This is a genomic window from uncultured Campylobacter sp., assembly GCF_938040115.1.
Classification (GTDB): Bacteria; Campylobacterota; Campylobacteria; order Campylobacterales; family Campylobacteraceae; genus Campylobacter_A.
Genome location: NZ_CALHXD010000145.1, coordinates 1 through 11,899 on the forward strand (window position 1 = coordinate 1; position 11,899 = coordinate 11,899).

An 11,899-nucleotide genomic window follows, 5' to 3' on the forward strand; every position below is an offset into this window, starting at 1 on the left:
ACTCGGATAGACTACTTGATTTTAGCACGCCGGTCACCGGAGCGCTCTTTTTCGCGCCTACTTTTGATATGCTCTCAAGCTATAGCGCGGAGTAGGATTTTTCGGCTCGCGAATCCTCCTAAATTTCGGACGTTTTGCGGGCTGCCGCTTTAAATTTTGCTTTCAATAACCTTGCCCAATTCGCTTTTAAAATTTAAAACCGAGATTAGTATTTTTTCGTAAGCTTTTACCGCTAAATTTGCAAAATTTACTTGCAAATTTACGGCATGAACCGCTCAAATATAAAATTATATTTTCATAAAATCATACTTTCATCATACTTTTCTTATATAATCCTTTTACATCTTAAATTTAAGGGAGCAAAATGAAAAAAATCCTACTATCAAGCTTGCTCGCCTGTTCGCTCTTTGCAGCGGGCGAGGTGTACAGCCCATCGGTAAAAGACGTTTACGCCGATGCGACGTCGCAAAAAAGTATAGGCAGGCTCTTGCCGACGAACGGGGTTAAAATTTTAGCCACGCAGGGCGACCGCGTGAAAATCTCCGTTAAAGGCTACCAAAATCCCGCCGTTAGCAACGTCGTTTACTTTAGCGACTCCGAGCGCGTCATCGCCGTGGCGTTTGCCAAAACCGCGACGCCTGATATAAAGGTCGTAAAAAAGGGCGCTAACGGCAAATGGGACGAGGTCGAGACCGTGGTCTATGCGCAAAAAGACGGCTTTACGAGTGATCTAGGCGGGCTTTTTGCTAAGGGCGGCGAACTTTACAAAGAAAGCTGCGGAGTGTGCCATTCGCTACATCAAACCACGCACTACAAGGCAAATCAGTGGCCTAACCTGCTAAAATCGATGATCGCGCGAACGGCGATCGGCAAAGACGACGAGTGGCTGGTGACACAGTACTTGCAAAAGCACTCTGCCGACGTGAACGTAGATAAAAAGTAAAAAGCGGCGCGTAAATTTGACGAGGATTTACGCCTGGCGCGCCCGCAGATGGACGAGATTTACGGGAGCTAGATTTTATAAAATTCGCGGCGAAGCGGCTGTTTTTAAAACGCCGAATTTGAAGGTTCGGCGGATGGTAAATTTAGCGTACAAAACGAGATATACGCTAAATTTGAGCGGCTGCTTTGCGAGCTAGGCTGCGCGAACGAGGCTTTTAGTTGTCAAATTTGACTCGCTGGACGAGAGAGCGGTCAAATTTGAGCGTAAAAGCTTAAATTTGAGTCCGTGCAAAAGACCGGCTTTGCCAACCTGCGAAGTAAATTTTACAGGGTACCCTACGCAGTAGGGACTTTAGGCGGGTGCAGGGAGCGCTTGCGCTTCCGCCCGTAAAGATCGGCTTTGCTGATCTGAGGAATCAAAAATAGAAAAAAATGAGTCGAATTTACGCCGCTTTCGAAAGAAGCGGTGTGCTTCAGGTGGGTGCAGGGAGTATTTATACTCCCGCTCGGAGGTCGGATTTATTCGACCGAGAAATAAAACAGGAGAGGAAAATGAACCTACAAAGACGAAATGTATTAAAAGGCGGAGCGGCGCTTGCGGCGGCTCCTTTGTTTTCTAGCGTAACGGCGTCAAATTTACTCGGCGCCGAGCTAAATACGGCAAACGTACGTAACGGCGAGGTGCTAACGGCTGCTCACTGGGGCATGCTAAAGGTTAGCATCAAAGACGGCAAGATCGTAAAATCAGAGCCGTTTCAAAAAACGAGCGAAGTGTATAATCCGCTGCAACACTACACCGCCGACATGGTCTATAAATCACGCATAAAATACCCGATGGTACGCAAAAGCTACCTAGAAAATCCGGACTCGCCAAAACCTGAGCTAAGAGGTAAAGACGGCTGGGTGCGCGTACGCTACGAAGACGCGATAAAACTAGTGGCTAGAGAGCTAAAAAAGACGAGAAAACAAAAGGGGCTAGAGGGCGTGTTTGCGGGTAGCTACGGCTGGAAATCAAGCGGCAACGTGCACAACTCGCGAATTTTACTTCATAGATTTATGAACCTTAGCGGCGGATTCGTGGGGTCTTTAGGCGATTATTCTACGGGAGCCAGCCAGGTCATCATGCCTCACGTCGTGGGCAGCATCGAGGTCTACGAGCAGCAAACCAGCTGGCCTGTGGTACTAGAAAACTCAAAAGTAGTCGTCATCTGGGGCGCAAATCCTATGGCAACCCTTCGTATAGCGTGGACTAGCACCGACGAGCAGGGCTTTAAGTACTTTGAAGAGCTAAAAAAACGCAGCGACATAAAAGTCATAATAATCGACCCTATAAGAAGCGATACGGCGCAGTACTTTGATAAGGCCGAGTGGATAGCTCCAGTGCCAAACACCGACACAGCGATGATGCTAGGCATGATGCACTACCTATACGAGAGCGGCAAATACGATAAAAACTTCATCGAGACCTATACGAGCGGCTTTGATAAGTTCTTGCCGTATCTGCTCGGTAAAACCGACGGCACGCCTAAAAATTTAGAGTGGGCGAGCAAAATTTGCGGCCTAAAAGCAAGCCTCATAAAAGAGCTAGCAGATACCTTCGCCGCTAACCGTACGATGATAATGAGCGGTTGGGGTATGCAGCGCGCGCATCACGGCGAGCAGCCGCACTGGGCGATGGTGACATTGGCGGCGATGCTAGGACAGATCGGACTTCCCGGCGGAGGTTTTGGCCTTAGCTACCACTACTCAAACGGCGGCGCTCCGACTTGCAAAGGCGCGGTAATCGGCGGCGTAAATAGCGCAAGCGTGGGTAAATTTAACGACGAGGGCGAGTTTATCGGTACCGATAGCGGAGAATTTGACGCAAACGGCCGCTTCGTAGCTAAAGCCGCGGCGGTTGCGGGTACTGGTCAAAGCTGGCTACAAAAGGCGACAAACTATGCATTCCCGGTCGCTCGTATAGCAGACGCTCTGCTAAATCCTGGCAAAGTGATCGATCACAACGGCAAGAAAATCACGTATCCTGATATCGACTTTATCTACTGGGTCGGCGGCAATCCTTTAGCCCACCATCAAGAAACCAACCGCCTACTAGAAGCGTGGCGCAAACCTCGCACGGTAGTCGTAAACGAGGCCTACTGGACGCCGACTGCTAAGATGGCTGATATCGTATTTCCAACCACTACCGCATACGAGCGCAACGACGTCACGATGACGGGCGACTACTCAAACATGAACATCGTGCCGATGAAGCAAGTCGTGGAAAAATACGGCGAAGCACGCGATGATTATCAAATTTTTACCGATCTTTGCAAGGCGTACGCTAAAAATTTAGTCGTAGCCTACACCGATAACGGCAAGGATGAATTTGACTGGATCAAGGAGTACTACGGCGCGGCGTACGAGCAGGTCAAGGCTATACCTGATTTTGAAACGGATATGAAGCCGTTTGAGGAGTTTTGGAACGAAAATAAGCCGGTAACTTTTGCCTCGACGCCTGAGAGCGATACGTGGGTGAGATTTGGCGAGTTTAGAGAGGATCCGGTGCTAAATCCGCTAGGAACGCCAAGCGGCCTAATCGAAATTTACTCCGAAACCATCGAGAAAATGGGCTATGACGACTGCGGCGCGCATCCGATGTGGTATGAGCCGATCGAGTGGCTAGGTATGAAAGATAAACCAGCCGAGCTACACATGCTAAGCCCGCATCCTACCGATCGCCTCCACTCGCAGCTAAACCAAACCTCTCTGCGCGAAAACTACGCGATCGCAAACCGCGAGCCGATCTGGATACACCCTAAAGACGCCGCGAAAAAAGGTATCAAAACGGGCGATTTGGTTAGGGTATTTAACGCACGCGGCGAAGTGCTAGCGGGCGCATACGTGACGCAAGATATCAAAGAGGGCGTAGTTAAGCTTGCTGAGGGCGTATGGTACGACGGATTTGACGCGGGTCTTTGCAAAAACGGCTCGCCAAACGTGCTAACTATCGATATCCCGACTAGCAAGCTAGCTAACGGCAACATCAGCCACACCGCGCTTGTAAATATCGAGAAATTTACAGGTAAGGTGCCTGAGCTAACGGCGTTTAGCGATCCGAAATTCGTCTAAATTTAAACCGCGAACTAAATTTGCGGCTTAAATTTAATAAAGCCTCGCTGGGTTAAATTTGACTCGGCGAGGCGTTTAAAATTTAGCTTTTAAATTTAACTTGAAGCAGTTAAATTTGGATTAAATTTATCGTTTTTGCTACGCTGATTTTGCTTTCATACCGCTTTATATTTTATTCTCATAAAAATTACTTCTTATTTTTAATAAATTTGGACTGGATTTTGCTTTAAAACATAGTTAATGTAAAGTTTTAATTTTATTTAATTTTTAACGTAGTAAAATAGAAATTTTAATCAAAATCTAAGGAGAGAAAATGCGTTCTATCACGAACAAGATCGCGCTAATGCTCATCGTCGCGCTGATCGTTTCGTTTGCCGCTATTTCGGCGGTTAGTTATTATACGGCTGAGAATAAGGTCGTTCAGCTCGTTAGCCAAAATCAGGCTCAAATTTTAAAAGACGTCAATACTGTTGCTAATTCGTTTTTTGAAGATTATTTGGCTATGGTCAAAAAAATAGCTGTAAACATCGAGAAAATTTCGGACGACGGCGATGATATAATGCGTCATTTGGTGCTAGAAAAAGAGCTTGCAAATTCACTGGTTACCTATGTTTACTATGGACGCGAGGATGGTTATTTTTTCCAATCGGACGGTAAAAGAACAACCTTGGCCGATAACTATGATCCGCGAACTAGGGGTTGGTACGGAGCGGCTAAAAATGAAAATAAAGCTATTTATATGCAGCCTCGCTTAACTTCGACTAACGATTTGGTCGTAACTTTCGTAGCACCTGCGGTAAAAAACGGTAAATTTGTCGGTATAGTAGGTATAGATATCGATATAAAAACTCTAAGCAAAAAAATCCTCGATATGGGCAAGACCGAATACGGCTATGTTTATCTAATGAATCAAGACGGCGTCATGCTAATGCACTCAAATCCTGAGAACGTCGGTAAATCAGTCGACTCTACTACATATCTCTCCAAGCAATATACAGAAAAGAAATTTGATAAAAACGGACTTATTCCTTATACTAACTATAAGGGCGAGAACGTAACGGCTAAACTTTTGCCTATCAACGATAAAGGCTGGCTAGCTGTCGCAGCTATCGGAGCGGATACTTTTTCTAGCAATACCCTTCCTCTACTTAAGGCTCAGCTTGCGCTAGCGGCGTTATTTATAGTCGCTCTTTCGATTTTTGTTTATGTATTGCTTAAAAAATCTCTCAGTCCGATAAAAACTATCCAAGAAAAGCTTGAGGATACGTTTAAATTCGTTACACATGAGGTATCTAAGGCTCCTGAAAAGTTAGCCGTAAATACGCAGGATGAATTCGGCGTTATGAGTAGGGCTATCAACGAAAATATAGATAAAGTAGTCTACGGCATCAAAAAAGATAGCGCTCTGATCGAGGAGATGAACGGCATCGCAAATCTCATGATAAAAGGCCATATGGGCGCAACTATAAAGGCGGATCCTAATAACCCGGCTCTCGTGCAACTAAAAGATTTGCTAAATAAATTCTTTAGCTCAATATCTTCAAATTTAAAAGATATCGCGCGAGTGCTAAACTCATATAACAAAAACGATTATACCGCTAAAATCGAGCTCAAAGATGAGCTAGAAAGCGATCTAAAAGATATGATCATGGGTATAGAGAGTGCCGGTGTAGCTGTTAGCAATATGCTAAAAGAAAATCTAAACGAGGCCGAAAGCCTAGAAGCAAAAGCTAAAATCCTAGCCGAATCTATGAAAAATCTAACCGACGGCGCTCATAGGCAAGCAGACTCTATCCAAGAAAGCGCTGCTGCAATCGAGCAGATGAGTAGCTCGATGAACGCAATCAGCCAAAAGGCGCAGGATGTAACTCGACAAAGCGAGGAGATCAAAAACATCATCGTGATCATCCGCGACATCGCCGATCAGACAAACTTGCTAGCGCTTAACGCTGCCATCGAAGCAGCGCGCGCTGGAGAGCACGGACGAGGCTTTGCCGTCGTGGCCGATGAGGTAAGAAAACTAGCCGAGCGAACGCAAAAATCCCTAAGCGAAATCGAAGCTAACGCAAACGTGCTAGCTCAAAGTATCAATGAGATGAGTGAAAGCATCAAGGAGCAAAGCGACGGCATAAATATGATAAATCAGTCGGTCACGCAAATCGACTCCATCACTCACCAAAATATCTCGATCGTAAATACCACAAACGAGGTTACGGCCGAGATAGACGATATGGCTAAAAATATCGTCGCGGATGTTAGAAAAAATAAATTTTAAATCAAACTTTAAAGGCGAATGTCAAAAATCAGGCATTCGCTTTTTTAAATTTAAACGCTACTTAATCCATTTACGACGCTGCCAAATTTAATCGCTTTGCAGCTTTCTCTTATTTTTTTATTTTAAATTTGCACCCTTTTGAGCTAAATTTGCCGTAAAATTTGACTATAATTTTGCAAAGGATAAATCATGCAAGAGTGGGCTTTATGGGCGCTAGCTTCGGCGGTTTTTGCCGCGCTTACGGCGATTTTCGCCAAGGTCGGGCTTGAGGGCGTGGACTCAAATTTCGCGACCTTTATCAGGACGCTCGTTATCGCTGCGGCGCTGATTTTGTTTCTCACATATGCTAAAAAGTGGCAGCCGCTTGGCGAGCTAAGCGCGCGAAACTGGCTATTTTTGACGCTTAGCGGACTGGCTACCGGTGCGTCGTGGCTGGCGTATTTTAAGGCGCTTCAGATGGGCTCCGCGTCGCAGGTAGCGCCCATAGATAAGCTTAGCGTCGTTTTGGTCGTTGTTTTTGCGGTTATATTTTTAGGCGAGCGTCCGAGCGCGCGAGAGTGGATCGGTATCGCGCTGATCGCTAGCGGCGTGTTTACGCTGGTATTTGCAAATAAATAACCGCACGTAATTAATCCGCTGGTTTAAAATTTAGGGTAGCCTATTCGTCTGATTTATGCTTTTTTGACGGTATTTGAAATTTACTATTAGACGAAACGGCGCAAAAAGCCAAAAGTATATTCGGCATGTAAATTTTGGTGCATAAATGAGCTTATTTTTTACTTGCAAGGTTTGCTTTTTGATAAATTTACTAGGCCTATACGGCAAATTTGCATCAAGTTTTTATGTATCTACTAATGGCGTTGGTTGAAAATTTACATAGTTTGGCTTTAAATTTCGCGCCGTAAAAAATGCAAAATCAGTTCAATTTTTTTGCAAAGTCGCATACCACTTGAATTTTGCGATTATTTTTCTTAGTCTGGCTGCGTTTTTTACGCCCTCAAAATTACCATCGCAGTATTGCCGTGCGCTTAGCTTGGCGTCGTTTAGCGCGTCCAAGTCGGCGCCCTCCGAGAGTAATAGCTCAAAAATCGTCTCACTACCACAAAAGCATGCGCGCTGTATCGGCGTGAAGCCCTCATAGCCAGCTATATTTACGTCAGCTCCTTTGTTTAACAGCATTTCTACGGCGTATTTGTCTGCGTCCGCAACCGCTAGGTTTAAAATCGTTTCACCGCTTGCATCTTTTTGATTCGGCGATACGATTTTACTCTCAAATTTACTCTTGCGCGCGAATTTATCGTAAATCTCGTCCGCCAAGTCGCAAACTATCGCGTCGCTTAGCCGCACCAGATATGCGCCGAACGTAAAACCTTCAAATTCCGGCTCGAAACCGTGACTACACGATATCTCTTTGGTTTTGTATTTGACCGGTCGCAGTACGCGTCCGTGCAGTTCGTCGCATGATTCGTAGCGAAAATATATCGCCCAAATTTCCGTCACGACGCCTGTTATATTGTACTCCTCTCCGCCGTGCGCCTCATATGAGTAGTCGGCGTCCCTGAAGATAAAATCCGTGTCCGTCTTAAATTTTGCCACGTACCAACTAATCTCGTCGCTGAGCTTAAACGCGTCGCCGCAGCATTCCATCTGCCAGTCGTCGTAGTATATTTTTAGATCCATTTTTTTCCTTTTAAATTTCACCGCAATTTTTGCCGAGTAGGCTAAATTATCATAAATTTTATCAAAACGGTATGGTTAAAAATATAAATTTGCCTCTCGTTTTACTTATGAAAACAGCGCGCGTTTCGCGAGTATGTGCTTAAACACGGCTAAAATCAGGCGATCAAATTTGTCATTTCGTATCAAATTTGTGCTTGTTTGGACAAATTTATACCGTCAAATTTTAAAGACACTAAGCTTTGTCTTTAAATTTCGTTTCATGCTCCAAAAGCCAAATTTTAGTCGCCAGCCCTTCGCCGCCGCTGTATCCGCCAAGGCCGTTTGAGGCGACGACTCTGTGGCAAGGCACGATGATTGGGATTTTGTTTTTTGCGTTTGCCGAGCCTGCCGCACGAAACGCCTTCGGTCGCCCAGCCATCTCTGCGAGCTTGGCGTACGTGATGCGCTGCCCGTAAGCGATCTTTTGCAGATTTTCGTAAACGCACCTCTGAAACGCCGTACCGCCGATATTTAGCCGCGTTTTAAAGGTTTTTAGCTCGCCTTTAAAATAGCTTTCAAGCTCGCTTAAGCAGAGCTTTAAATTTGCGTCCGTTACGTCAGTGCGGACAAAATCTCGCACGAAATTTATCTCGCAAACTCCGCTCTCGTCGCCGCAAATCTCCAAAACGCCGATAGGCGAGTCAAAATACGCTTTTTGCATCGTAATTCCTTAAAATCAAGTGCTTAAATTTAGCCAAATTTCGCTTTGTTTTGCTAAAATTACGTAAATTTTAATAAGGATAAAAGATGGACTTTTTCACGCAGTACGAAAAACACGTAAAAGAGCGCGAGGCCCTAGGCGTGCCGCCGCTACCGCTAAACGAGGAGCAGACCAGAAAAGTCTGCGAGCTTTTAAAGCTCGAAAGTGCGCACAAGAAGGAGTCTGGCGGCGAAGCGATGAATGCCGCAAAGCTAGATGAAAATCAAGAGAGGGTAAAGCGGCTCGTAAATTTACTCGCAAATCGCGTAAATCCGGGCGTAGACGACGCAGCGAAGGTAAAGGCGGAGTTTTTAAACGAGATTATAAATCACGGGCTTGAGATAAGCGGGCTTGATAAAATCGCCGCCGTAAATTTGCTGCGGCCGATGCTTGGCGGATACAGCGTCATCGTGCTGATTGAGAGCCTAAAAAACGCCGACGAGGCCGTAGCGCAGGCTGCCTGTAACGTGCTAAAAGAGACGATTTTCGTGCATGATTATTTTAACGACATGGCAGAGCTTGCTAAAAGCAATAAATTTGCCCTAGAAGTGCTGCGCTCGTGGGCGGAAGCGGAGTGGTTTAAAGAGCGCGAGAGCCTGCCTAGGCGTATTAGAGCTGTTATCTTTAAGGTCGCCGGCGAAACCAACACCGACGATCTAAGCCCCGCTAGCGAGGCCTACACGCGCTCCGATATCCCGCTGCACGCAAATGCGATGCTAGTTAAGCGTCAGCCAGGCAGCCTAGAGACGATCGGCGAGCTCAAAAAAAGCGGGCTCGAGATCGTCTACGCGGGCGACGTCGTGGGTACTGGTAGTAGCCGAAAGAGCGGCATAAACTCGATCCAGTGGCACCTCGGGCGCGAGATAGAGGGCGTGCCGAACAAAAAAACGGGCGGCATCGTGATAGGCACGGCGATCGCGCCGATATTTTTTAACACCGCCGAGGATAGCGGCGCGCTACCGATCGTAGCCGACGCGAGCGCGCTAGAGACAGGCGACGTCGTGGATATCTACCCGTATGAGGGCGAGATTTTCCGCGTCGGGCGGGTAAATTTGAGCGCCGAGGGTAAATTTGACGGAGTTCAAATTTACGGCGAAGCTAAATTTGAAAATTTAAACGAAAATGCTAAGCCCCAAGGCGAACCTGTCGCTCGCTTTACGCTTGCGCCAAATACGATATTTGACGAGATCAGAGCGGGCGGGCGCATACCGCTCATCATCGGCCGTTCGCTTTGCGGCAAGGCTAGAGCGGCACTAAATTTGGGCGCGGATGATATATTTGCGAGGCCTTCGCAGCCGCAAACAAACGAGAGTGAGGGCTACACGCTAGCTCAAAAGATCGTGGGTAAGGCCTGCGGCGTGCAGGGCATCAGAGCAGGGCAGTACTGCGAACCTGCGACTCTCACCGTAGGCTCGCAGGACACCACGGGGCCGATGACGCGCGACGAGATCAAGGAGCTGGCAAGCCTCGGATTTTCAGCCGATTTTGTGCTGCAGAGCTTTTGTCACACGGCGGCGTATCCAAAACCAAGCGACCTTGAAACGCAAAGGACGCTGCCTAAATTTATGAGTTCGCGCGGCGGAGTGAGTCTGAGGCCCGGCGACGGCGTCATACACTCGTGGCTAAACCGCATGGTCTTGCCCGATGCCGTGGGTACGGGCGGCGACTCTCATACGCGCTTTCCTATCGGCGTGAGTTTTCCCGCGGGTAGCGGGCTAGTCGCGTTTGCGGCGGTGTCGGGAGCGATGCCGCTAAATATGCCAGAGTCCGTGCTCGTGCGATTTAGCGGGCGACTGCAAAAGGGCGTGACGCTGCGCGATCTGGTAAACGCGATCCCCTACTACGCGATCAAGCGCGGGTTGCTCACGGTCGAAAAGAAGGGCAAAAAAAACATATTTGCGGGTAAAATTTTAGAGATCGAGGGGCTGGAGGAGCTAAAAGTCGAGCAGGCATTTGAGCTAAGCGACGCCTCGGCAGAACGCTCTGCGGCGGCCTGCGCGGTAAATTTGAGTGTCGAGAGCGTCTGCGAATACGTCCGCTCTAACGTCGCTCTCATCGAGGCGATGATAGAGGCCGGGTATGAGAGTAGGGCGAGCCTAGAGCGCCGCGCGGCGAAAATGCGCGAGTGGCTAGCGGCGCCGGAGCTGCTGCGAGCCGACAAAAACGCGCGCTACGCCGAGGTGATCGAGATAAATTTGGACGAGATCACTGAGCCGATCCTGGCCTGCCCAAATGATCCCGACGACGTCGCGACTCTGAGCGAAATTTTAGCCGACGGCTCGCGCCCGCACAAGATCGACGAGGTGTTTGTGGGTAGCTGTATGACGAATATCGGCCACTACCGAGCACTCGGCGAAGCTCTGCGAGGGCTTGGGACGCTGCCGACTCGCCTTTGGATCGCGCCGCCTACCAAGATGGATCAGGCACTGCTCGAAAAGGAGGGCTACTACGATATTTTCCGTGCGGCGGGCGCTCGCACGGAGGTGCCCGGCTGTTCGCTTTGTATGGGCAACCAAGCCCGCGTAAACGACGGTGCGACCGTGTTTTCGACCTCGACGCGAAATTTTGATAATCGCATGGGTATGGGCGCGCGCGTATATCTTGGTAGCGCCGAACTGGCCGCCGTTTGCGCCGTGCTGGGCAGGCTGCCAAGCGTCTCTGAATACATGAGCGTAGTGCCCCAAAAGCTTGCGGGCAAAGAGGCGCAAATTTATAGGTATCTAAATTTTAACGAGATAGAAAATTTTAAAATTTAGTTTTTCGGCGCGGCGGCGTATTTTTTATGGACGGATACGCCGCTATAGATAGTTTAGCGACGGATGTGTCATATTTTGATGTTTACACATCTAAGTTCTATTTGCGGCGATGATTTTACTCATGGCGACCATGCCGAGTTCGTCGGTATGGCCAAATTTTGCTTCACTCTAAATAAATACGTAAGTCTCTAGACAGGGTAAAAGCGCTAAATTCGTACTTGTCTATTTCCTAAAATGCACTTAAATTTTACTCTTTTTTCGCATATTTTGCCCTCTCTTTTGCGCGCTAAATTTCATTTAAATTCAACTACTTTTTTATTTTAAAAATGTAAAATCTCGTTTAAAAACTTAAGGCTAAAAATGACTGCGCTCCTCGTCGCCGAATATATCGGCATC

At 47.5% G+C, this 11,899-nt stretch carries 8 protein-coding genes; 6 read left to right on the top strand and 2 right to left on the bottom strand.

Going from position 1 to position 11,899, the window contains the following annotated elements; translation table 11 throughout:
• The first annotated feature begins 364 nt into the window (after positions 1 to 364).
• The 5 genes from Q0314_RS05260 (at position 365) to Q0314_RS05280 (ending at position 6,946) form a co-directional block, all read left to right on the top strand.
• On the top strand, positions 365 to 943 hold the full coding sequence (locus Q0314_RS05260; RefSeq protein WP_298057291.1) for a cytochrome C: 579 nt from the start codon (positions 365 to 367) through the stop codon (positions 941 to 943).
• A 16-nt stretch (positions 944 to 959) separates the two neighbouring features.
• Positions 960 to 1,139 carry a hypothetical protein gene (locus tag Q0314_RS05265; RefSeq protein ID WP_298057292.1) on the top strand — a complete coding sequence of 60 codons (180 nt, stop codon included), beginning with the start codon at positions 960 to 962 and terminating at the stop codon, positions 1,137 to 1,139.
• Between the two features lie 355 nt (positions 1,140 to 1,494).
• Positions 1,495 to 4,053 carry a molybdopterin-dependent oxidoreductase gene (locus Q0314_RS05270; RefSeq protein WP_298057293.1) on the top strand — a complete coding sequence of 853 codons (2,559 nt, stop codon included), beginning with the start codon at positions 1,495 to 1,497 and terminating at the stop codon, positions 4,051 to 4,053.
• A 313-nt stretch (positions 4,054 to 4,366) separates the two neighbouring features.
• A complete protein-coding gene (locus tag Q0314_RS05275) occupies positions 4,367 to 6,328 on the top strand; it encodes a methyl-accepting chemotaxis protein (RefSeq protein ID WP_298057295.1) in 1,962 nt (653 codons plus the stop codon).
• 189 nt (positions 6,329 to 6,517) lie between these two features.
• Positions 6,518 to 6,946 carry an EamA family transporter gene (locus tag Q0314_RS05280; RefSeq protein ID WP_298057297.1) on the top strand — a complete coding sequence of 143 codons (429 nt, stop codon included), beginning with the start codon at positions 6,518 to 6,520 and terminating at the stop codon, positions 6,944 to 6,946.
• A gap of 303 nt (positions 6,947 to 7,249) precedes the next feature.
• Here Q0314_RS05280 and Q0314_RS05285 read toward each other — a convergent pair whose 3' ends face one another.
• Both Q0314_RS05285 and Q0314_RS05290 read right to left on the bottom strand, forming a co-directional pair.
• Positions 7,250 to 8,008 carry an ankyrin repeat domain-containing protein gene (locus Q0314_RS05285; RefSeq protein ID WP_004321374.1) on the bottom strand — a complete coding sequence of 253 codons (759 nt, stop codon included), beginning with the start codon at positions 8,006 to 8,008 and terminating at the stop codon, positions 7,250 to 7,252.
• 232 nt (positions 8,009 to 8,240) lie between these two features.
• Complete coding sequence (locus Q0314_RS05290) at positions 8,241 to 8,708, bottom strand: methylated-DNA--[protein]-cysteine S-methyltransferase (protein ID WP_298057299.1); 468 nt, start codon at positions 8,706 to 8,708, stop codon at positions 8,241 to 8,243.
• Positions 8,709 to 8,794: 86 nt separating this feature from the next.
• Here Q0314_RS05290 and Q0314_RS05295 point away from each other — a divergent pair, with 86 nt between their 5' ends.
• Entirely contained in the window at positions 8,795 to 11,503 is a 2,709-nt protein-coding gene (locus Q0314_RS05295; RefSeq protein WP_298057301.1) for a bifunctional aconitate hydratase 2/2-methylisocitrate dehydratase, read from the top strand.
• The last annotated feature ends 396 nt before the right edge of the window (positions 11,504 to 11,899 follow it).

What these genes read in the sequence shown, in the direction of transcription:
- Q0314_RS05285 (WP_004321374.1), bottom strand. Translation starts at nt 8,008, where the DNA reads ATGGATCTAAAAATATACTACGACGACTGGCAGATGGAATGCTGCGGC.
- Q0314_RS05275 (WP_298057295.1), top strand. Translation starts at nt 4,367, where the DNA reads ATGCGTTCTATCACGAACAAGATCGCGCTAATGCTCATCGTCGCGCTG.
- Q0314_RS05260 (WP_298057291.1), top strand. Translation starts at nt 365, where the DNA reads ATGAAAAAAATCCTACTATCAAGCTTGCTCGCCTGTTCGCTCTTTGCA.
- Q0314_RS05295 (WP_298057301.1), top strand. Translation starts at nt 8,795, where the DNA reads ATGGACTTTTTCACGCAGTACGAAAAACACGTAAAAGAGCGCGAGGCC.
- Q0314_RS05290 (WP_298057299.1), bottom strand. Translation starts at nt 8,708, where the DNA reads ATGCAAAAAGCGTATTTTGACTCGCCTATCGGCGTTTTGGAGATTTGC.
- Q0314_RS05270 (WP_298057293.1), top strand. Translation starts at nt 1,495, where the DNA reads ATGAACCTACAAAGACGAAATGTATTAAAAGGCGGAGCGGCGCTTGCG.
- Q0314_RS05280 (WP_298057297.1), top strand. Translation starts at nt 6,518, where the DNA reads ATGCAAGAGTGGGCTTTATGGGCGCTAGCTTCGGCGGTTTTTGCCGCG.